Genomic DNA, 19,842 nt, shown 5'->3' with positions numbered 1-19,842 from the left:
CGGACCGCCGTGCTCAATAACCAGCTCCGGTCTTACGTTGAACGCTGGTATCCCTCCATCGCCGGAGAAGAAGACCATCGCCTTGCCGCTTAGTCAGCCCCCGGTTTGGCGCGGTCTCCTCCTTCTGCGGATTACCGCCTCGTGGAAAAGCTCTCTGAAGTCCGTCCCCTATGGATAGGCGGTCTCCTAGCGTGAAGGAGGCTGGCATCTGCGGCCTTCGTTTTCGACGGACTGACCTGGCTACAAATCTTGAGGGGGTAGATGCCCGCGAACGGCGTGTGGCTGCGAAATGCAGATCGTGAGATGAAAACGAATACGTAATCTGGTCGCGCGGCCTCGATTTCATCCCATAGGCGATGACAGAATAGCCGGGTGAATGTGAAGTTCCGGTTCATCAACAATCAACACGCTCGCGGAATCCGCCATCAGCGCTTGCCCGGTCATGTAGAAAATCGACCGCTCGCCATCACTCATATCCTTGGCGAGTATGACTTCCCACTATGATCGCAAGGGACCACCACGGGTATATCGTCCCCCGTGATGTCCAGTTTCCGACGAGGCAACAGTCGATCCCAGATGTCGCACAGGATCTCGAACTGCGTGGGTTCGGCGCCGCCGCGTCCCGCGCGAGCATTGCGATGGGATGCCGAGGCGACCCTGCTGGAGCCGGCGCTCTGAAACGCCGGACACAGTCGCTCACTTACAATAGCGGGTAGTCGCCGCCGATGCCATCGCATAGCATTCTCAGGGCTGCGAGATGTTTCCCGTTGATTTCGATAGCCATGGTAGTTGTTCCAAGCCAGCCGTTTATATAAGCCCGTCGGGTGTTTGCACGTTCTGACGCTGCCCGCTTCGGGGCAATTGGCGTCCCCCCCCCAGCCAGGTTCTGCAATTTTCCAATACGACGCGTCTTTGCGAAGGCCCCAGTTGGGGGTAGGCAAAAGGGGGCTGCAGAGGGAACCGATGACCGATCAGGCCATCGGCGGGTGCCCAAGCGCGGCGACAAACCCCCCGTCACAGAACGCGTTCGAGGCCGACAAGCCGCGCAGCAGGGCCGTCAATAACGCGCATAATCGCAAGTTTCGTAGGTGTACGATGCGGAACCCCGCCGCAAAATCGTGTCAGTCCATGAACCTGCCCGCTCCAGCCCCCGAATCACTCCTGCCGCTCGTATTGCCCTCAGCACTGGACGGCCGTGACGGCACTAACCGGGGGCGCGGCGGCAACCGGCAGATCGCCGCGGACACCGACCTCGATGCCGTGCGCCTGTGGCTTGCCGAATATGCGGGCTCGCCGCACACGTTGCGCAGCTACCGCAAGGAAGTGGTGCGGCTGCTCGTCTGGGCAACGCGCGCCCTGGGCAAGCCGCTCTCCAGCCTCACGCGCGAGGACTTCCTGCTGTATGAGCGGTTCCTGGCCGCGCCGACGGCGGACTGGACCGACCCGGCGCTGCCGCGCCGCGGCGGCGCTCGGCGCCTCTTCGGGGGACCGCTCGCCGAGCGCAGCCGCCGCCAGGCGCTCGGTATCCTCTCAGGTCTGTTGGACTACCTTGTCGCGGCCGGCTGCCTCGCAGGCAATCCGCTTGCCCTGCGCCGCAACCGTTCAACGCGTGGCTCGCGCGCGCGACGCGTCGAGCGCTACCTCGATCATGCGCTGTGGCAGGTGGTGCTCGCGTCGATGGAGGGCTGGCCGCAGGGCACGCTGCGCGAGTGCCAGCATTACGAGCGCAGCCGCTGGGTGATGCGCTTCCTCTACCATACGGCGCTGCGCGCCAGCGAAGCCGCCCACGCGAAAGCAGCCGACTTCGTCCAGCGGCGCGGGCGCTGGTGGCTGTACGTTGTCGGCAAGGGTGGCGCCGAGGGCGAGGTACCCGTGAGCGACGCGTTGATGGCCGAGTTTGCTCGCTATCGCGCGTTCCACGGTCTGCCGCCGATGCCGGGGCCCGGTGAGCTGAGCCCGGCCATCCTGAGCGTCGCCGGCGACGCGCAGCGGCACCTCACGCCGACGGCGGTCTATCTGATCGCGAAGGAGGTGTTCCGGCGGGCGGCCGCCGTGTTGGAGGCGAGCGATCCGGTCGACGCGGCGACGTTGGCGCGTGCCTCGACGCATTGGGTGCGCCATTCCGCGGCTTCGCACCAGGCCGACGCGGGTACCGATATCCGCTTTATTCAGAAGAACCTGCGGCACGCTTCGATTGAGAGGACCGGCATCTACCTGCACGCCGAGGACAACCGGCGGCATGCGCACACCGTGGGCGAGCAACAAGCTCAACCATCCACGGCGCCCGTCGCGCCACAGTAGGCGCTTATTGGCTCTGGCCTTCGTGAAGCGCTCGGACCATCGGCCTCCGGATCGGCCCCACCGGTTTGCGCTGGAGGGCGCCGCCGCCATGCGTACCTACCAAAGCGCCGCGCTTGCGCCACTATCTATAGGCGTACGCACCGTCGTTGCCCCAACGCAGCCTCATCGATCGCGCGCGCCAAAGCTCGTGTCGGAACCCATTGCCCCCCTTGCGCTATGAATCGCGCGGACGCGTCGACGACGGGTGGCTTGCTCTCATCCGCGGATGCGGCGAAGACGGGGGCAACGACCGACTCCGCGAGGGCAAATTGCTGCCTTTCGAATGCCCCTGGATCGAGGCGACCTTCGGCATCGAACGTGAGAATGGAAAACGTTGTTCGAACGACGCGCACGGGCTCTCTGGCCACGAGTTCGACGACCACATCGGCCATGCGTGCGCGCTGCCCGGCAAAAGTGTATAAGCAGTGGTTGGCCGGCTCCCGCAACATCCGCTGGAATTTGGTGCTTGGCAGCTGCCAGAGAGTATCGTCATGCGCGATGAGAAATTTTCGGCAAGAAAACCCCATATCTGCCCCCCATGCACCAACTTTGAGGTTCCACAATGTCCCGTCCCACTGGGACGGCTCTCCCCGCACATCGTACACCGAGAGCATGACCGGGCCTTGTGCTGTGACGAAGGTCGCTTCCCGGCCACTAAGAGACGCTCACCTTCCTACCGGCAATGGCCGCATTCGGCCATGAAGCGCCGTTGCCCCCACGATCACTCGGTCGTTCGAATGGCGTTGCCGCCACACTAACGGACGGTCGATAGCCGGCGATGCAAGTCGCATCATCAGCCGATTCGGCCATTGACCAGCGAGATGCCGGATGGGCGAGAAGAGTCCTCGGACGCGGACCCTGGGCAAGGGGCTTCGCACAAGCCCGAAGAAATGCACGCCAGAGAGGAACATGAGATGCCTTCCAGGCATTCCTATTGGGCTGTAGCGCCGCTGTCCTTGACCAGCGCACCAAGGGCCGTTCCTGCCTTGGACAAGCGGCGGCTGTGCTCATCTGGCGAACCGGGGGCTGGTACCAATGCCTGCTCATTTAGTGCTTGTTGCACCTCTGGCATAGCGACGACGCTATTGACTGCCGCGTTCAGCCGCGTCACGCGATCGCTGGAAACGCCGGTCGGCGCGTAGAGGCCCAGGAAATCTGTCAATTCCAGTCCATCGATACCGGCCTGACTGAACGAGGGTACGCCCGGCAGGAGGGGGCTGGCCGCAGACATCGAAATGATCCGCAGCTTGCCGGCACGATGGAATGGGATCAGGTCAGAAACGCCGGAGACCGCCACCGAAACCTGGCCGCCGATTAGGTCCTGCACGAGGGGGGCGGCGCCGCGATAAGGAATGGGGACGGCGTCTGCGCGTAGCAGCTTTGCAATGCGGGCGGCGGCAAACTCCGGAGCGCTCGCCGGCGCCGGTACGCCCATGGCGCGCTGCAATGGATGCTGTGCGAACCAGCGCTTAAGGTCCTGGACCGAACCGATCTGAGTACCGGGAAAGACCGCGAGCGCCAGTTCGAATGTGGCGATCGTTCCGACCGGCTTGAAGTCGGTAGTCGCGGAAAATCCAGGCTTTCGCACAGTCAGTGGTACGGTGATCATGGTGTGCGTGTTACTCAGGAGCAGTACCGATCCGTCGGCTGGTGCTCCCTTTACATGCTGGGCGGCAATCTGTCCGCCGGCACCGGGACGGTTCTCGACGATCACGGTTTGTCCCAGCGCGGTGCCTAGCCGTGGCGCGATGATTCGCGCCGCCACGTCGGCGGAACCACCTGGCGGATAGCCAACGACGAGCCGAAGCGTTGCACCGCCATCCGCATGAGCCAACGATGAAACCAGCGCAGCCGCGCAAGCCAGGATTCCAGCTAGGCGCGTCTTGCCCGGACGAATTTGAAGAGCAATGGTCATGGTATTCCTCAAGCTGTGAGTGCACGGAGCGTTCCGGTCCGGCGTGCGTTAGCTCAGAGTGCGAGCCAGTTCCGCGCGCCGTTTTGTCAGAAGCGAGCGGCGTGCTTCGACGAAGGGCTTGAGCGCCGCCTTTGCCGAATCGAGGATATCCGCAGGCGCCTTGGCAGGCGATCCGCAATCGAATGGCGGCTGCGGATCGTACTCCGCAAACAACTGGATGCTTTTGGCAAGCGATGCCCCGCCGGCAAGCGAAATGGCCTCCAGGGCGCAGTCGATGCCGGAAGTCACGCCGGCTCCGGTGATGCGGTTCCGGTCCACGACCACTCGCGCATCCACAGGTATCGCATTGACAAGTTCAAGCAGTTCGTGTGATCCCCAGTGGCAGGTCGCCCGATAGCCATCCAGCAAGCCGGCTGCGCCGAGCAGCAGCGGACCGGTGCAAATGCCCACGACCCATCTGGCAGTCCGCCCGCGCGTGGCGAGAAAGTCCAGGACCTCCGCATCATCGAGGAGACCGATGAGGCCCGGCCCGCCCGGCACCATGATCATGTCCAAGTCACCACAATCCCGGAGCGCGGTGGTCGCCGAGAACCGCCAACCCAGTTCGGTGGCAATCGTGTCCGTGTGCTTCCACAGCAGTTGGAGCTGGACTCCCGGCATGCGGGCCAGGAGATCCGCGGGTGCGACGTAGTCGGTGGCAGTGATATCTGGAAAAACCAGCATGCCGATCTTCATGGGAACCTTCCTTGTTGTGAACGCCGATACCGAACTCTATAATTCCGAACGATGTCCGGAATGACAAAGTCCCCACGAAAGCTGCCATATGAGCTCATTTCCCAAGCGTGTTTGCCTGATTCTTTTCAATGGTTTTCAGATACTGGACGTCTGCGGGCCTATGCAGGTGTTCTCGTCGACCAACGAGCTCCTCGCGCGGCGGGGCCGCCAGCGAGCGTATGACATCGATCTGTGTGGTGCACCGGGTGGGCTAATCGCCAGCTCATGTGGCGCTCGGATGGAAGCTCGAGACCTTGCTCAGGCACGTAGGCCCATTCACACCATCCTGATTCCCGGGGGACCGGGCGTGTGGGAAGGTGCTGCACACGATACACTGGTGAATTGGCTAAACGCCGCGGCGAAGCGTGCGTCGCGCGTGGCATCCGTTTGCACCGGGGCATTTGTCCTTGCCAGGACCGGCTTGCTTGATGGTCGCCAGGCGGTCACGCATTGGGATCTCTGCGAACGCTTTTCCGCGGAGTTTCCCGGGATTGCCGTTCAGCCGGACGCCATCTATTGTCGCCAGGGTCGCATCTGGACTTCGGCTGGCGTGACGGCGGGCATTGACATGGCGCTGGCAATGGTAGAGGAAGACCTCGACCGCGAAGTCGCGATGGCCGTCGCCAAGACCCTGGTCGTGTTTTACAAGCGGCCTGGCGGGCAGTCCCAGTTCAGTAGTGCCCTGCTCGAACAGAGTTCTCCGGATGCCCGCATCACAACCTTGCACCGATGGGTGGGAGCGCACCTGCGAGAGCGCCTTGACGTTGCAACTCTCGCCGAACGGCTGTCCATGACGCCGAGGACCTTTGCCCGCTTCTATCAGGCGCAAACTAAGCTGACTCCCGCACGCGCGATCGAGAAAATCCGCCTGGAGCAGGCTTGCCGACTCATCGAAACTCGAAGCCAGAGCATGAAGATGATCGCACTGGCCTGCGGCTTCTCATCGGAAGAGGTGATGCGGCGAGCTTTCCTCAGAATTCTGCGAGTCTCGCCAGCCGACTATCGAGAGCGATTCTTTACACCTAAGGCCGGTCAATGACCGAGTCCGTCGAACTCCGGTCGTTCGCAGATGGGTGCGCGAATGACCGTGACGGGTCGTTTTGAGCCATCTGGCTTGGGTCGACAGGTGCCGCGTCACCTGCGCAGCGGCCCCACCGGTCCGATCGCTACGGCACATCGTCAGCGAACGTGGCATCGACAAAGGCCCGCAACTGCGTCAGGTCCGTCTTGGCATAGGCCGCCGTGGTCTGCACCGAGGCGTGGCCGAGCAGCGCCTGGGCGGCCGGCAGCGGCACCTGATGGTCGACCACCAGCGTGCGCGCATAGGCATGGCGCAGCCAGTGTGGCGATGCGGCGCGCAGTAGCAACGCCTGCGCCGGCTCGCGCGCCTGCAGGCCATCGGCCACGGCGGCAAAGATCGCCTTGACCTCCCGATAGAGGCCCGCCTGCTGCAGCGCTTCGCCCTTGTTGCCGTGGATCACCGGCAGCGTTTCATGCGCTGGCGGCTCGGGCGGCAGCCCGCGGGCACGCCGGTAGGCGCGCAGCACCGCCACGCACGGGGCCGGCAGCGGGATGGCTCGCGCCTTGCGTCCCTTGCCGCAGACATAGAGCGTCCACCGCCCGGGCGCCTCGGCCTCCAGTCGCGGCAGCGCGGTCTCGGCCGACCAGGCCAGTTCCGCCAGACGCACGCCGGCATAGCGATACAGCGCCCAGATCGCACGCCGTCGCAGCGCCGGCAACGAATCGTCGGCCCCGGACGCATCGAGCCAGGCATCGCACGCGGCCAGCAGCGCGGGCGGGATCAGCCGCGTCGGCGTGAAGCCTGCTCGCGCGCGGCTGCCAGCGTCGTGGTCCGGGGCTAGGATAGCTTGGTGCTGTTTTCGGATCGGGAGTTACGCATGGCGCAGACAGGAAATGGAGTTGCCCCGTATTGACGGCCGCCTCGCCGACATCTTGACCCACTCACTGCTTTAGTCAGCAGAGTGTGAACTGTGTGCCGACCGTCAGGTCCTGGCTCAGCTTCGGGGGGAATTGCACGGCAGTCCAGCTAATTCCGGTTTCCTACAGTAACCCTGCGAGATCAAATCGGGGTTTAACGGGAGCTACCTTTCACCCGTCGAGTACTGACGCGCTTGCTTGTTGCCGTCTCTTTCGGGGTTGCAGACGAGTTCGCCACGTTCGCTTTACCGGCAACAACGTTGCCAGAGGTTGATTTGCGTGGCCCAGCAGATCTCTTGACCGGTAACTTCTTTGTGACCGATTTATTGTCCTCCGCAGTCTTCGCGTTCGCAGGGGGTTTGCGGATTTTCGAGACAGCCGACCTGGTCGCCTTCTTCGCTGTCACCTTACCTGCCGGTGGCTTGTTACGCCCGGCAGCAGGCGTCGACGGTGGGTAAGCGGCGGCCATTTCGATGCCAAACACATCGGCCACCAGCGCGTCGTCGAGCACCTTGCTGGAAGTGGGGCGTTTGGTGGATTTGGGCAGGCCAGCGCCGGCCTGCCTGACGAGATCAGTGGCCTCGACGCGGCGCAAGGCGAAGAGCAATTCCGGCTGTTGATCGAGCCGCGCGCCGACGCCGTAAAGTACGGCGGCAACGTGCTTGCACATTGACGCCCAGTCCGGACAACTGCAATTGAACCTGATTTCCTTCGGCATCGGGAAAAGGCCGGTGCCAGGTTTGCAGATGCGCTCCATCACGGCTGTCGAGAGCTTGCCCTGCAAGAGTTCCACGACCGAATCGATTGACCCCGCGCAATCGGCTCCGATCGCTCGCCATTGCTTTGCAGGACACGCCGTCACGGTCACAGCAACCGTGTAGAGGCTCGAACCCATTACCTGCGCGCGGACTTCGCCTGCCGTAATCTGAAGGTCGATCACGGAACCGTTGCGCACATAGGTGCGGCCGCGCGGCAGCCGGTTGGCATAGTCGCTGTAGACTTCCAGATTGTCGCACCAGGCCTTGCCCCAGAAGGTCTTGGCGATAGCACCGCGATACGACGCAATGGGCGACAGGACCGCACCAGCCTTCTTCGCCTTCGCGGCGGCCACCTCCGCCTTTTTTCTGCGCTCGGCGGCCGAGACATAGGGCTTCCATTCCCCGTAACCGTAATCCATTGCGGTTCCTCTGACGATCAGTTTTCCTGCGCGGCATGAACGTCGAGCTTCACGAGATCGAGCAATTCGCGATCGCTCATCTCGGTGAGCAGGAGTTCTGCGCCGCCCTCCAGCACATCCTTCACCAATTGCTGCTTCGCTTCGATCAACTGGTCGATACGGTCCTCGATCGTGCCACGGCAGATAAATTTATGCACCAGGACGTTCCTCTGCTGGCCGATACGGAATGCTCGATCAGTCGCCTGATTTTCCACGGCGGGATTCCACCAGCGGTCGTAGTGGATCACATGCGAAGCGGCGGTGAGATTCAGACCGGCCCCACCGGCCTTGAGCGAGAGCACGAAGAAGGGGATCAGCTCATCTTCCTGGAATCGCTTGACCAGTTCGCGGCGCTTGGCTACCGGGGTGCCGCCATGGAGCACCAGACCTTCGCGGCCAAAGATCGACCCCAGAAATGCCGCCAGTGGCTCAGTGGTCTCGCGGAACTGGGTGAAGACCAGCACCTTTTCCTGCTTGGCGGCAATGACTTCGGCCAGTTGGCGCAGGCGGGCGAACTTGCCGCTGTCTTCCGCGTGCCAGGCCGCGTCGCCCAACCACTGTGACGGATGGTTGCAGATCTGTTTGAAGCGCATCAGGAAGCTCAGCACTACACCCTTGCGACCAATGCCTTCGGCGTCTTCAAGCGCGGTGGCCAGATCCTTCACTGCACGCTGATAAAGTGCCGCCTGGCTCGGGCTCAGGTGGCACCAGGCCTTGAGTTCGGTCTTGTCCGGAAGATCGTCGATGACCCGCTTGTCGGTCTTCAGGCGGCGCAGAATGTAGGGCCGTACCAGCGTTCGCAGCGGACCGAAGTGCTCGGCCTGCGCCAGCCGCCTGGTAAAGTTGGCAAAGACTTTGTCTGAGCCCAGCAAACCGGGGTGGGTGAAATCGAAAATGGACCACAGGTCGGACAGACGGTTTTCTACGGGGGTTCCGGTCAGCGCGATGCGCGATTGTGCCTGGAGTTGCTTAACCTGTCGCGTTTGCTTGGCGCCCGGATTCTTGATCGCCTGGGCTTCGTCGACAATGGCAACGCGCCATGGGATTGTGCCCAATACCGGCTGGCGCAGCAGCGAGCCAAAGCTGGTGATGACGAGATCGGTGTCCGCAAGCCGCGCGGGGTCCAGCGCACGCAATTCGGCCGCCGGCATGATCGACGGATGGGCGATCAGGAGGCGCAAGCTGGGGGCAAAGCGCTCGGCCTCTGCCGCCCAGTTGGCCAGCAGCGATGCGGGGGCGACCAGCAGGCTGGGCCGCACCTCGGCGCTTTCGCGCTTCAGCACGAGCAGCAGCGAGAGTACCTGCATGGTCTTGCCCAGGCCCATATCATCGGCCAGGCAAGCGCCCAGTCCGAGCCGGGTGAGCAGGTACAACCACCGCACGCCGGCCTGTTGGTAGGGCCGCAGGTTAGCCTTGAGTTCCGGCCCCGGGCTGATCTGCGCCAACCCCTCCGGCTGACGCAACTCCTGCAGGATGTCGGCCAGCCAGGGCCCTGCCACCAGCTGCGACCAGTCGCGGTCAGCGGGATCGGCGCTATCGTCGAGCGAAACACCCGCCAGAAGACGAAGCGCCTCATTAAAGGGTAGGCCGGTTTGCGCCGCCTTTTCCATGGCCTCGAATCGCTTCAGGAGGCGACCGAGCTTGTTCTTGTCCACCTCGACCCAGCGGCCCCGGATGAGTTGCAAGCCGTCGGCGCCTTTGAGCAGATCCCTGACCTCGGCGGCGCTGAGACGCTCGCCGTCGAGCGAGACTTCCATGTTGAAATCGAGTAACGCGTCCTTGCCCAGGAGCGAAGGCGGTTGTGCGCCGACGCTGGCTTTCACAACGGGACGGGCAGGGCGGCCCGATTGCCAACTGCCTGGGGTGCGTACGACAATCCCGGCGGCTTCGAGTTGGGACAGGTCCGAGAGAAAGCGATAGGCATCGAGCGGCGTCCAGCGCAGCGGATGGTATATCTCGCCGGTATCCACCATCTCGCGAAGCCAATCGCAGTGTTCCGCGGCGCGCTGCACCGGCAGCAGTAACGACAGAAGTTGCGCCTTGCTCCTGGCTCCTGAAAATTCCGCCAGGGCTTGCGACAGTGGCTGATGTTGCGCTTTGCCAAGGGCCGACAGGCGCGAGGTGTACGTCGCAAGGAAGGCGAACGGTGACTCCGGATCCCTGCGGTTCTCAGCGAGATTGAAATGCACACGGCCGACAAGATTCCACGCCGGGTGGCGCATTTTGAGGAAATCCTGAAGCGAGACATTGGCGGCCGCCAGTTCCTGATGCAAGGCAGTATCCATCTCGCCCCACAGCGTGGCCAGCACATCGGGCGTGAGATACTCGCCGCCCATCATTGGCGGCGCATCGTCGATCAGGGCATAAAGGTCTTGGGCAGCAGGCGTTGCGACCTCGATCTCACCGCCTTCGGGCGTAGCGCACAAGGCGGTGACATAGCGCGCGGCAAAATCACGCCACCAGGCCCATGCGGGGGGCAAAATGCGGTCGATTTCCGCCGCGCCCAGATGCAGCAGGCCATGCCCCGCGCCAAGCGCAAAGGAATTTCCCAGCCGCAGTCGCGTTTCATTTGCCAAGATTGGCGCGGCGTCCTCCGGCACCGCGAGCAGGTGTCCGCCGGGCGTCAGGTGTGGTGCGAGCATGTCGGCAGCAGTCAAAGGCGCCCGTCCCCATCGCACGGTTGCAGCAAGCGCTGACGCCGCATGTCAAGGTAAGTGGCTGCGGCATCAAGCAGCAGGCCCGCCAGCCTAGGTCGGACCGGGCGAATCTCCGTTGGCGTCGGGGCCGACCGAATTATCGGATCGACCAGTCGTCCGGGGTACGCCTGGCCGCCGCGTTGTACATGTTCTGCGCACTGTTTTTGCATCTGCTGTAGGAGAACTAATTGCTATGTATTCACTCACGGAAAGTCGCTTCGCGCTTTGCCGCCCATCAAAGGGTACCAAAACCTCAATCATGCGAGATTGAACTGCACGGGGAAAATCAGTTGGCTAAGCTTGCGCGCTGGTTTGCAAACGACTAAATGGAGGCGTGTCCGTGCTCGACGACGGCGCTGCCGGAGTTGCGGTGCCGGCACGGCCTAGGAAAGCTCTCGGCCAGCCCGTGAGGCCCCCCGTATATAGCCCTCAGCGGCGGGTCTAGCGTGGACCAAGCAGATATGTATCTAAAATCGATCAATGACCTTCGCCTACCTGGGCGAAGCCTGGGTGCCGTGTGGCCAGCTCACCATGACGGAGGGGGGCTCGGCGCTGCTGGCCTCGAGCTTTGCCTACGGCCTCCGATATCTGGATCGCCCGGATGCGATCGAAGTTGACCCCGTGACCCTCGGCATCCACGGAGAGCCGGTGAAGGGCCGGCTGCTGCTGCCGGTGAACGCGCTGACGGGCTTCGGTGATATACGCGACGCGGCGCCGGATTCGTGGGGGCGCCGAGTGATTGAGGCCAAGCTCAAGGTGCCCGCGAACAGCCTGCCGGAGTCGCAGTACCTTCTGCACGCGGGTAGCGATCGCGTGGGGGCACTGGACCTTCACTCGGACATCAACACGCCTCCTACGAGCGCGGTGGGCAATATCCATGCGATCGAGTACCTCATGGAGGCCGCAGAGCGTATCGAAGACGGCATGCCTGTTCCGGCCAACCTCGAGCTGGTCTCCGGCAACCGCCTCGGCAACCTGTGCCGCGACCATCGTGCGCTGCAGCCGGCTCAACAATAGTCTCGCTCGAACTGCGCGATCTCGGTCACGGTGGCCGGCGTGTCACTCGGTATCCACTACGATTACTGATCCGCATGGCGGCCTCCCACGCATGTCCGGACAGCCAGTCTATGCCAGGATCTCTCTTATATTTTCGGACGCATCGCTTTTTCGTTATCTAGTGCGCGAGCACCGCGCCGAGATTGAGTTCATCGGCAACCTTCTTCAATCGCTTGTCGCGCGTCCAGATGGTGATGCCTGGTTGTAGGCGGCGCGCGGACGCCAACAGTGACGTGTCGACATATCCGATTCCACGATTGAACAAACCTTCGCGCTCGATCAGATAGAACGTCTCCTCCGGCGTTACAACTGGCGCGCGCGGCAGATCGAGCAACGCGCCAAGCACGACGTCACGGTCACGCAGACTACCGACCGAAATCTCGCCTATCACATATGGATGAGCCAGCACGCGCTCCTCGGCAAGCAGGCTAATCAGCACATGATCAAAAGCGTTGATGTGGTCAATCCAGACCGACGTGTCGACAAGAATCATTCGACGTCCTGCCGGCGACGCGGCGCCCCCTTGATGCCCGGTTGGCTACCGCCAAGATTCGCGAGTCGTTTCGCGGCTTCGCGCTGGATCAAGGCCTTTAGCGCTTCGCGCACGAGTGCCGTTTTTTCCTCCAGGCCCGTATAGGCTTGAGCCTTGGCGATCAAGTCGTCATCAAGCGCAATAGTCGTGCGCATCGGAACCTCCGTAAGTATCGGCACTAGTTATAGCATCTTTTGATGCTTATAATAGTGCGTTTTGCGTCTCATAATGAACGCGTTTTGCCGCGACATTCCAATGCAGTTACACGCGAGAACAGCCGAAAACCGCCTGCGAACACACACCAGATAATCGTGGTGCGGTGTGGCCCGGCAGTCAGCAGAAGTTGCGACTGCCGGTTTCGAGCCTGCCGAGTAGCGGCGACAGATCCACCATGCGCTGCGCTACCAGGTGCCGGACCCCGTCTTCGCATTGCCATTGCCCATAGACTCCTGCTAGCGTTGCGCTCAGGATCTCCTTGCGGAATGCCTCCAGCACGCCGGGCCAGACAATCACGTTCACCAGTCCATCATTCGGGCATCCTCGCATATGTCCTCTTGAGCGAGATTCCCGAGCCTGCCCACTCGTTCTTCACTCGCAATAGCAAAGACTCGACCAGGCCAGCGGTTGACCGCGAGACCGACCCGAAGGACTGCGCGTATCTCTGGGATTGGGAGGACTTTCTTGATGGCAGGAGATGAATAGCTGGCAGCCGGGAGGCTAGCAATCATGTCCATCACATCCGTTCAGCAAGACTCACCATGCCAATCTGGCCAGCTAGGCCCGTGAGTTTGCAACAGGAGTCTTTGCGTTGTACCTAAATACCAGCACGTCGACAGTTCAAAAGTGGGAAAGCGGCCAAAAGCAGCCCAGCGGCATGGCTGCCAGGCTCCTGCAGGTAGTCAAGAAGCATGGCCTAGATGAGGCCTAGATGTACTCTCCTGAACTGTCATTGGCTCTGACAATGCGGGGCTCGTATGGGATGGGGCGATCGGTGGAGGCCTTGCCATGCTCAACTTGTAGAGTCGCCGCGGCGGGGTTCGCGTTACTGCTGTAGGCGCCGATAATCGGACGCTGCATAACCCGGGGTCGTGCGGCTGGGGCGTGTCGCGTTCGTATTGCGCGAGCTCGCGTACGATCGGTATCGTCGCCACTCCGCGTTGCGGAGGATGAACGTGAGAACAGAGAGCGCGCCATCCTAGAAAGTTACTTATAGAATTCTGTTTGACAATGTTGGTAGGTCGGGATGGTGTTGCGTGACCCTGGCAAGCTCCGATGCGGCGGTTTTCAAGGCCAAAAGACGGCTTGCAGAGGGAAAAACCATCGGCAGGCTGTTGCGCATGGGCAGTGATGCTTTCTGTTGCGCAAGATCGGCCGGAAAGCCTTGTGTTGCCGTCGCCATGAGCCTTCAGAGCGCAACACTTCAGAACATACCACCAAGAGTTCGCACAGTTGGTATGTCGGGGTTTTTGTTGCGAGGGGCGTTTTCACTGCCCCATATTGATATATAGCGGCTTTTCAGTGAAGTTATCCACAGGCATGGGTACGAAGCTGTTGCGCAACAGGTCCTCATCACTTTGTTGCGCCAATGGAAGGGCAGCGACGCAACAGTCCGAAGGGCGGCCTGACGCGATCATTAGGCTGGCGGAGGCTCCTCGTCCGAGGATGGAGAACCCGAGGGAAGTGCAGTAACGGTCGCGACCGGTAACGCCCCCAATGCTTCGAGTTGGGCGCGCGCTTCGGCGTAATGCTCATAGAAGGCCGCCCACTTGCCGAAGCCGCCAAGTTCGCCCACGACCCGGATCATGGCCAGATGGGAACTCGTCAGCAGCCTCACTTGCCGCTCGAGCTCGGCAATGCGGAGCTCCTTGTCGGCCAGCGTTGCCGCCGTCACCGCGCTCGCCTGTCGCGGCAGGCGCCGCTGCCAGCGGCGGAACTCCGCCTGGCGCTGCTGGTACTGCGCCAGCAACTGGCTGCGCACCGGGCTGCGCGTGATGGACGAAGCTGCCTTGATGCTGGGATGGCGACGCGCGACGGCGCGCGCCGTGATGGTCTCGTCATGGGCCAGCAGATCTTCCAGAATGCGAATGAGGTCTGGATCGTCTGGCGCCGCCGCCGTCGTCTTGGTTTCAATCATCGAGCACTCCGCGTGCCGGCAGTACCGACAGGTCAGGCCCATCAGGGAAGGGCAACTCGCCGTTAGCGCTGGCCAGCAGCTTACGCACCCCTTCGAGCCGAACCCGCGCGTGAGCGATCTGGTTATCGCGCCCCGGCGCCGTGGCCTGCCGTGCCTCGGCATGTGCAAGAGCGGCTACCAGCTTGCCTTCGAGCTTGATCAGATGCGCCCGGTTCTCCGGGAGATTGGTCGCCGACAGGTGCCGGCAGCCGGTAAAGCATTCCAGGTGCTTCGGGCAGGGATCGACCGTGAAGCTGTTCAGGCAGTGGCCGTACGGGGTTGCATGGAAGCCATCGGCTTCCGCCTTCAGATAGGCGAAGGCCGCCTCGTCGCCTTCGTCAGCCTGGATGCGCAGGAACGCGGCAACCAGGGGGCCGCTGGCCTTGCCAGCCTGGATCATTTTGGCCACTGTCGTGGCTTTTTCCCCGAGGGAGAGTTCCACCTCCACCGGCAGTTCAATCTGGTCGAGCTGCTCGGCCAGGCTGCGATGGTCGTACACGTAGCTCTGCGTCACGCTACGCCGGTTAAAGCGCTTGGAGATGATCGTGTCCGCAACACCGAGCCGGAACAGCTCGGTGTTTTGCAGATGGCGCAGCATGTGCGACTCAAGGCGTAGTTGTTTATCCTCCGGGCTCTGGCCGTAGCGCTGGAACAGCGTTTCTCCCGAGGCCCGTTCCCCGAGCGCATTGGCCACGAAGCCGGTATCTGGCCGGTTCACCGCCATCACGCGCGTCACATCGCAGATGCCATCATCGCGCTCCTCCGCCAGCGAGCGCTTCGGAGCCAGGAACAGCAACTCCCAGCTCTGGAGCTCGCCAGCCGTCAGTGGCAACGGTGCCGTGTCCGAGAGTTTGGTCGGCACCGCGGCCCGCAGGTAGGCTTCGAGTTCGCCCACATGCAGGCATGTCTGCGACCATGGCAAACGGACGTCAGGCGGGATCACGCTGCCATCGGTCCGGCGGAAGGATAGGGGGTGATCGCCAGCCTGCATAGCCTTTTCAAAACGGTTCAGATACAGGTAGGCAGCCGAGTCCAGCCGAGCCTGCCGCGCATGGCTGGCCTGCTGCAAGTCGTGGATTTCCTGGAACATGGTGATGTCGAACTGCGCGCGATAGCGTTCCAGCAGGTCGGCCCGCTGCGCGCCATCCATAGCAGCCCAGAACGGATTGCCGGTCAGGTGAGGGTACAGATGGGCGGCGGGCACCACCTCATGCTCGGCGTACCACGGCAGCAGACGACCGGTTTCGGTTTGCTGTCGCAAGGTCAGACGTAGCGGCTCGGTCAGCGCCGCACTGCGCGCTAGGGTCTCCGTCAACAAGTCGCGGAACATCTCTGGTACATACTGCACCTTTTCGAACAGCACACGACTGTCCGACGTCGGGGTCTGCTGCTTTTCCGCGAAGTGGCGCAGCAGCAGCGCCTCCGCGTAGCCGCCCTGCGTGCCCGCGGACTGGCCATGCCGGTCGTAGTAGGCGCGGGTGCGTTGCCAGTCCGCCGGCAGCAACACGACCTCGCCAATGCGCAACCCGGTGACGATCATCGCGCGCAGGCACAGGAAGCGCAGCGTATCGACGAAGCTACGGGGTGGCTCGGTCATGACGATGCGCACCAATTCCCAGAAGGCGCGCCGCTCCGGCAGACGTTCTGCGCGCTTGCGTTGCTCGAGGGTGTCCCGTAGTTCGTCCTCGGATTGCAGGAAGGCGGCCCGACGAACCCGGCGGCTCGTCGCTCGGCGCTGGATCGCGACCTGGTAGAGCGGGCCGCCGTTTGCCAGCCGCTGCACGTCGAATAGATTCCTAAGGACGCCCTCCACGAGCTGCCCCAACTTGCCGCAGGCCTGGATGCGGCTCGCCAGTTGGACAGCATGGTGCCCATCCTGGGTCGTCAGTTGCCAAGGCTCCTGGTCGGGTAGGCACGTCGCCAGTACCCGCAACGGACGCACGATGTTAGACACGATGTGCCCGGTGGTATTGCGCTTGACCAGCAACTGCTCCAACACGGCGGCCTTGATCAGATCCTGCCATGCCGCCGACAGCGGGGCCGGTGTTAGCGCTTTCGACTGCTCGGCCAAGGCTTTCAACATCTTGGTATCACGACCGAGATGGTTCAGGTAGTGGGCGGGAGACGGCACCTCGCCCACGAGCGCAGAGAGGTTCCAGTCGTGCCCCTTGCGCACGCGTCCGTCCGGCTCCAATGGTAGCGACCAGGCCAAGCCTCGTTGTTCTGCCAAGGTTTGCCCCAAGGCGATGTAAGCGCGATAGCCAGCGTTCATTTCGCCTCGCCCTCAAGCTCGGCCAGTACCGCTTGCACGCCGGCAATGGCCCGTTGCAACTGCAAGTAGGCGGGGGACGCCGCGTCGTCGCGCGAGGCGTCATGGAAGAAGCGCACCACGCTGCGCAGGCCCGCCAGCACTTCGCGATGCAAGGCGGCATCGCGCACCGGCATGAACCGGTGGCAGCCATAGCAGGAGGTCACCGGATTGAACGGGCAGGCCGGCTGGCCGCTGGTGCAGCCGCCGATGCCGGCGATCGGGATGCCGTGCGGCACGCCGGCGATCTGCTGCTCGCCCTTGAGTGAACCCAATTCTTCCGAGCTGATGAAGCGCGCGTGCGCGATGCGGGCCACCTGCTGGTAGATCGGAGACAGTCCCATGGCGCGATTGACGCGCTCCGCCTGGTTGGGCGAGCTGTCGAAGTACACGAGGCCGGTGGTCACGTCGGCGTGACCCAAGAAGGCCGCCAGCTCTTCCTGGTTGGCGCCGGCATCGACCAGGCGCTGGGCAGCGGTGTGCCGCAGATCCGTGGCCGTGACGCGCACGCCGAGCAGCCGCTCGGTTAGCGCGGCTATGCGCACGGAGACTTCCGAGGCGGAGGCCACGCTGCAGAAGCGATCACCACCGGCATGTCCGCGCGCACGTTGACGCTGCGCCAATTGGCCAGGCAGCACCGCCCACTCCCGTTTGACCCGGCGGGGCAGGGGCTTGATGGCGGCGCCACGCCGCTGCTTTACCATGCGGAAGGGTCAGATGCACCGCTGGCAGCTCGTCAGTGCCGTCTGACCACACGCGCACGTCGCGCAGGGTCAGTAGCGCAATCTGGATCGGACGCATGCCGAACTGATAGGCACACAGCAACATCACCGCGTCACATAGCGCCACATCGTCCAGGTACGCGCCATCGCGAACTGCCTGTGCCGTGTCATCCAGATAGCGCACGATCGCCGCTTCCTCCTCGATCGACAGGAACACATCGCCGGCGCGCACGCCAGCGTATTTGTCCTGTGCAGGGAGGGGCAGGGCAACGCCGAGGAACTCGCGGTACTGGGGCGACCAGCCACACAGCCGATAGTGGCAGAGCAGGCGCAGCAGCGCCTTGGCGAACCCGTAAGTCTTTACGGCTTTTCCTAAAGCCCGCAATGCTGCCCAACTGGCCACGCAATTTTCAGGGCCGGCCATCAACAGCGCAAGGACTTCGGCGTAGCTCAGGTGCTTCGCCGCTTGCAGGTACCTCGTCGCCGTCGATACGTGCAGGTTTTCCCCGAGCAGATACAGGAACAGGTGCTTCAACAGCGTTGCGTAGCTGCCGCCGTACGCAGCGAAGTCAAGGTATTCGATGCCGCCATTGATATGGACGGCGAAGACGCTTGCGTTGGCCGGGTCGTGGATCACGCGCGTGGCGTCGTCGAAGTCGTCGTAGTAGCGCAGCAGGGGCGGCAGCCCCGGCAGTTGCCGCACGATCTGGTTCAGCCAGGCTTGCGCTTCGCTCGCGGTCCATTGGTTGATATCAACGTGCGCTGGCATTTTGGACTCCCGGCGGCAGGGCACGCAGCACCGCGACCCGGTCGTCAAAGACGTTGTTCCAGACGGCCGACAGGCGGTCTTCGAACACGGCCCGCGCATAGTAGGCCGGCATGTCCGACGTGCGGGACCAACCAAAGAAGCTGCGCAGCTTTTGCAGAGCCTCGTCCATCGAGTCGCCCTGGGTGAGCAACTGATTGAGCCGCACAACGGCGCTGGTATGCCGGAAGTCGTGCGGCGTCACACTGGTCTTGCCGGTCCGGTCTTCCAGTTCAGCCAGCACGTGCGCCGGCAAGGCCGCCGACGCCCGTGCAAAGAGCTTGGTGATCGACTCGGTGGACAGCGGCGTGTCGGTCTGCGCGTTGAGCAGGTAGGGGTGATTGGGCCGCCCGCGGTAATTGTCGACATAGCACTGCACCAGGTTCGCCGTCAGCTCGCTGACCGGAATCTGCCGGACCGAATCGGGCGTCTTGATGCCGGGCCGCGAGTGACGGGGATCCGCCGCACCGTGCCGATGTTCGCCCACGTTGAGCCAGTAACGCGTCCGTTGCTGCCTGGCGTCAAAGCCGGACTTGATGGCATCCGCGCTCAGCAGTAGCAACTCGCCGCGGCGCAGGCCTTGATGCAGCATCAGCACGAAGGCGATAAAGACCCGCCAGCGGGTGCGCATCCCTTTGAACGGGTTCGTCTCGGAGCTGGGGTCCAGGCGTTCGTACAGCGCTTGCACGACCGCTGCAGGCAGCGAGCGCAGCACGTTGACGCGATGGTGGCGTTGGAGTTGGAGCTGGCCGTAGAGCAGATGGAGGCGTTGCCAGCGCGCATTGAGCTGCACCAGCCGGTCGTCGCGTGCCATCCCTTGACCCAGCCAGGTCGACACCATCACGACGAATTCCAGCCCGGCGCGCCAGCGCTCCTGATCCGACGCCGTCGGCCGGGCCTGATTGCGCAGCGAAACGAACCAGCCTTCCAGGATGATGCCAAGCCGGGCGTCATCCAGGTCCGCCAGCGCATCGTCCAGCGCGCCGGCGCCTAACATGTCGTCGGCATAGGCATACAGCCGTTCGACATGATGCAACTTGCGCAGCCGCGTCAGTTCGGCGTGATCGGCCAGCGCCATCAGCGCCCACACGTTCGCCCAGAAGCGTGGCAAGCCATGCCGGTCCACCAGCGTCACGCCGTGCAGACGCTGCGGCACCTCCGGCTGATTGAGCTGAATGACCATGGCCGCCGAGGTCCAAGACCCAGGAATCTATACCATAGACCATCCCGGCTGTTGCGCCAGAACGAAGCTTTCAAGGCTTCAGAGCGCAATAGATGTAAACCTACCGCTTGTCCAGGCAAAGTTGAAATGTCCGGTCGCCGGCAAAGCTAAAATGTCCGGAGAGTCCTCAACTTGCTTGTTCAGT

Annotated in this window: 17 protein-coding genes and 3 pseudogenes; 5 read left to right on the top strand and 15 right to left on the bottom strand. The window is 62.9% G+C overall.

Translation table 11 applies throughout. From position 1 onward, the window contains the following. Nucleotides 1-342 precede the first annotated feature (342 nt). Entirely contained in the window at nucleotides 343-474 is a 132-nt protein-coding gene (locus tag AC1Q7H_RS38380) for an AAA family ATPase (protein WP_338084265.1), read from the bottom strand. Between the two features lie 654 nt (nucleotides 475-1,128). On the opposite strand from AC1Q7H_RS38380, the gene AC1Q7H_RS38375 reads away from it, so the two are divergent. Next, a complete protein-coding gene (locus AC1Q7H_RS38375; RefSeq protein ID WP_153957067.1) occupies nucleotides 1,129-2,301 on the top strand; it encodes a tyrosine-type recombinase/integrase in 1,173 nt (390 codons plus the stop codon). A 209-nt stretch (nucleotides 2,302-2,510) separates the two neighbouring features. Further along, nucleotides 2,511-2,762: a hypothetical protein gene (locus tag AC1Q7H_RS38370; protein WP_153957068.1), complete on the top strand. Its 252-nt coding sequence runs from the start codon at nucleotides 2,511-2,513 to the stop codon at nucleotides 2,760-2,762. A gap of 509 nt (nucleotides 2,763-3,271) precedes the next feature. Here the strand turns inward: AC1Q7H_RS38370 and AC1Q7H_RS38365 are convergent. Further along, nucleotides 3,272-4,255 carry a Bug family tripartite tricarboxylate transporter substrate binding protein gene (locus AC1Q7H_RS38365; RefSeq protein WP_442877060.1) on the bottom strand — a complete coding sequence of 328 codons (984 nt, stop codon included), beginning with the start codon at nucleotides 4,253-4,255 and terminating at the stop codon, nucleotides 3,272-3,274. A gap of 48 nt (nucleotides 4,256-4,303) precedes the next feature. Beyond that, entirely contained in the window at nucleotides 4,304-4,990 is a 687-nt protein-coding gene (locus tag AC1Q7H_RS38360; RefSeq protein ID WP_153957022.1) for a DJ-1/PfpI family protein, read from the bottom strand. Nucleotides 4,991-5,078: 88 nt separating this feature from the next. Here AC1Q7H_RS38360 and AC1Q7H_RS38355 point away from each other — a divergent pair, with 88 nt between their 5' ends. Continuing rightward, nucleotides 5,079-6,068, top strand: coding sequence for a GlxA family transcriptional regulator (locus AC1Q7H_RS38355; protein WP_153957021.1), 990 nt, complete (start codon nucleotides 5,079-5,081; stop codon nucleotides 6,066-6,068). A gap of 127 nt (nucleotides 6,069-6,195) precedes the next feature. On the opposite strand, the pseudogene AC1Q7H_RS38350 reads toward AC1Q7H_RS38355, so the two are convergent. The 3 genes and pseudogenes from AC1Q7H_RS38350 to AC1Q7H_RS38340 form a co-directional block, all read right to left on the bottom strand. Further along, a pseudogene (locus tag AC1Q7H_RS38350) lies at nucleotides 6,196-6,873 on the bottom strand (tyrosine-type recombinase/integrase); the annotation flags it as partial. Nucleotides 6,874-7,121: 248 nt separating this feature from the next. Next, nucleotides 7,122-8,144 carry a hypothetical protein gene (locus tag AC1Q7H_RS38345; protein WP_153957020.1) on the bottom strand — a complete coding sequence of 341 codons (1,023 nt, stop codon included), beginning with the start codon at nucleotides 8,142-8,144 and terminating at the stop codon, nucleotides 7,122-7,124. 17 nt (nucleotides 8,145-8,161) lie between these two features. Beyond that, nucleotides 8,162-10,825: a DEAD/DEAH box helicase gene (locus AC1Q7H_RS38340; RefSeq protein ID WP_153957024.1), complete on the bottom strand. Its 2,664-nt coding sequence runs from the start codon at nucleotides 10,823-10,825 to the stop codon at nucleotides 8,162-8,164. Between the two features lie 534 nt (nucleotides 10,826-11,359). Here AC1Q7H_RS38340 and AC1Q7H_RS38335 point away from each other — a divergent pair. Further along, nucleotides 11,360-11,896 carry an arginase family protein gene (locus AC1Q7H_RS38335; protein WP_153957019.1) on the top strand — a complete coding sequence of 179 codons (537 nt, stop codon included), beginning with the start codon at nucleotides 11,360-11,362 and terminating at the stop codon, nucleotides 11,894-11,896. Nucleotides 11,897-12,053: 157 nt separating this feature from the next. Here AC1Q7H_RS38335 and AC1Q7H_RS38330 read toward each other — a convergent pair whose 3' ends face one another. The 3 genes and pseudogenes from AC1Q7H_RS38330 to AC1Q7H_RS38320 all read right to left on the bottom strand — a co-directional run. Then, on the bottom strand, nucleotides 12,054-12,428 hold the full coding sequence (locus tag AC1Q7H_RS38330) for a type II toxin-antitoxin system VapC family toxin (RefSeq protein WP_153957018.1): 375 nt from the start codon (nucleotides 12,426-12,428) through the stop codon (nucleotides 12,054-12,056). Next, nucleotides 12,425-12,622, bottom strand: a complete 198-nt coding sequence (locus tag AC1Q7H_RS38325; protein WP_006159576.1) for a type II toxin-antitoxin system VapB family antitoxin — start codon at nucleotides 12,620-12,622, stop codon at nucleotides 12,425-12,427. Before AC1Q7H_RS38325 ends, AC1Q7H_RS38330 begins: the two co-directional genes overlap by 4 nt. 178 nt (nucleotides 12,623-12,800) lie before the next feature. Next, nucleotides 12,801-12,992: pseudogene (locus tag AC1Q7H_RS38320) on the bottom strand (hypothetical protein); the annotation flags it as partial. A gap of 274 nt (nucleotides 12,993-13,266) precedes the next feature. On the opposite strand from AC1Q7H_RS38320, the pseudogene AC1Q7H_RS38315 reads away from it, so the two are divergent. After that, nucleotides 13,267-13,395, top strand: a pseudogene (locus tag AC1Q7H_RS38315) (helix-turn-helix domain-containing protein); the annotation flags it as partial. A gap of 279 nt (nucleotides 13,396-13,674) precedes the next feature. Here AC1Q7H_RS38315 and AC1Q7H_RS38310 read toward each other — a convergent pair. The 6 genes from AC1Q7H_RS38310 to AC1Q7H_RS38285 all read right to left on the bottom strand — a co-directional run bounded on the left by AC1Q7H_RS38310 (nucleotide 13,675) and on the right by AC1Q7H_RS38285 (nucleotide 19,658). Beyond that, complete coding sequence (locus AC1Q7H_RS38310; protein WP_492382435.1) at nucleotides 13,675-13,866, bottom strand: hypothetical protein; 192 nt, start codon at nucleotides 13,864-13,866, stop codon at nucleotides 13,675-13,677. Nucleotides 13,867-14,100: 234 nt separating this feature from the next. Then, nucleotides 14,101-14,601: a hypothetical protein gene (locus AC1Q7H_RS38305; RefSeq protein ID WP_492382434.1), complete on the bottom strand. Its 501-nt coding sequence runs from the start codon at nucleotides 14,599-14,601 to the stop codon at nucleotides 14,101-14,103. Continuing rightward, nucleotides 14,594-16,912, bottom strand: coding sequence for a hypothetical protein (locus AC1Q7H_RS38300; RefSeq protein ID WP_492382433.1), 2,319 nt, complete (start codon nucleotides 16,910-16,912; stop codon nucleotides 14,594-14,596). Before AC1Q7H_RS38300 ends, AC1Q7H_RS38305 begins: the two co-directional genes overlap by 8 nt. Further along, the gene (locus AC1Q7H_RS38295) at nucleotides 16,909-17,493 is read right to left on the bottom strand and encodes a hypothetical protein (protein ID WP_492382432.1); all 585 of its coding nucleotides are present in this window, start codon (nucleotides 17,491-17,493) and stop codon (nucleotides 16,909-16,911) included. Before AC1Q7H_RS38295 ends, AC1Q7H_RS38300 begins: the two co-directional genes overlap by 4 nt. 37 nt (nucleotides 17,494-17,530) lie before the next feature. Continuing rightward, nucleotides 17,531-18,439: a site-specific integrase gene (locus tag AC1Q7H_RS38290; protein ID WP_492382431.1), complete on the bottom strand. Its 909-nt coding sequence runs from the start codon at nucleotides 18,437-18,439 to the stop codon at nucleotides 17,531-17,533. Beyond that, a complete protein-coding gene (locus AC1Q7H_RS38285; RefSeq protein ID WP_153957060.1) occupies nucleotides 18,423-19,658 on the bottom strand; it encodes a site-specific integrase in 1,236 nt (411 codons plus the stop codon). Before AC1Q7H_RS38285 ends, AC1Q7H_RS38290 begins: the two co-directional genes overlap by 17 nt. Between the last annotated feature and the right edge of the window lie 184 nt (nucleotides 19,659-19,842).

Source organism: Cupriavidus sp. GW823-FHT06D04 (genome assembly GCF_058795055.1).
Note: the sequence above shows the minus strand (reverse complement) of the source record. Positions and strands in the feature narration are given on the sequence as shown.

What these genes read in the sequence shown, in the direction of transcription:
- AC1Q7H_RS38345 (WP_153957020.1), bottom strand. Translation starts at nt 8,144, where the DNA reads ATGGATTACGGTTACGGGGAATGGAAGCCCTATGTCTCGGCCGCCGAG.
- AC1Q7H_RS38300 (WP_492382433.1), bottom strand. Translation starts at nt 16,912, where the DNA reads ATGAACGCTGGCTATCGCGCTTACATCGCCTTGGGGCAAACCTTGGCA.
- AC1Q7H_RS38335 (WP_153957019.1), top strand. Translation starts at nt 11,360, where the DNA reads ATGACCTTCGCCTACCTGGGCGAAGCCTGGGTGCCGTGTGGCCAGCTC.
- AC1Q7H_RS38360 (WP_153957022.1), bottom strand. Translation starts at nt 4,990, where the DNA reads ATGAAGATCGGCATGCTGGTTTTTCCAGATATCACTGCCACCGACTAC.
- AC1Q7H_RS38325 (WP_006159576.1), bottom strand. Translation starts at nt 12,622, where the DNA reads ATGCGCACGACTATTGCGCTTGATGACGACTTGATCGCCAAGGCTCAA.
- AC1Q7H_RS38380 (WP_338084265.1), bottom strand. Translation starts at nt 474, where the DNA reads ATGAGTGATGGCGAGCGGTCGATTTTCTACATGACCGGGCAAGCGCTG.
- AC1Q7H_RS38340 (WP_153957024.1), bottom strand. Translation starts at nt 10,825, where the DNA reads ATGCTCGCACCACACCTGACGCCCGGCGGACACCTGCTCGCGGTGCCG.
- AC1Q7H_RS38375 (WP_153957067.1), top strand. Translation starts at nt 1,129, where the DNA reads ATGAACCTGCCCGCTCCAGCCCCCGAATCACTCCTGCCGCTCGTATTG.
- AC1Q7H_RS38365 (WP_442877060.1), bottom strand. Translation starts at nt 4,255, where the DNA reads ATGACCATTGCTCTTCAAATTCGTCCGGGCAAGACGCGCCTAGCTGGA.
- AC1Q7H_RS38330 (WP_153957018.1), bottom strand. Translation starts at nt 12,428, where the DNA reads ATGATTCTTGTCGACACGTCGGTCTGGATTGACCACATCAACGCTTTT.
- AC1Q7H_RS38285 (WP_153957060.1), bottom strand. Translation starts at nt 19,658, where the DNA reads ATGGTCATTCAGCTCAATCAGCCGGAGGTGCCGCAGCGTCTGCACGGC.
- AC1Q7H_RS38290 (WP_492382431.1), bottom strand. Translation starts at nt 18,439, where the DNA reads ATGCCAGCGCACGTTGATATCAACCAATGGACCGCGAGCGAAGCGCAA.
- AC1Q7H_RS38355 (WP_153957021.1), top strand. Translation starts at nt 5,079, where the DNA reads ATGAGCTCATTTCCCAAGCGTGTTTGCCTGATTCTTTTCAATGGTTTT.
- AC1Q7H_RS38305 (WP_492382434.1), bottom strand. Translation starts at nt 14,601, where the DNA reads ATGATTGAAACCAAGACGACGGCGGCGGCGCCAGACGATCCAGACCTC.
- AC1Q7H_RS38310 (WP_492382435.1), bottom strand. Translation starts at nt 13,866, where the DNA reads ATGGCGACGGCAACACAAGGCTTTCCGGCCGATCTTGCGCAACAGAAA.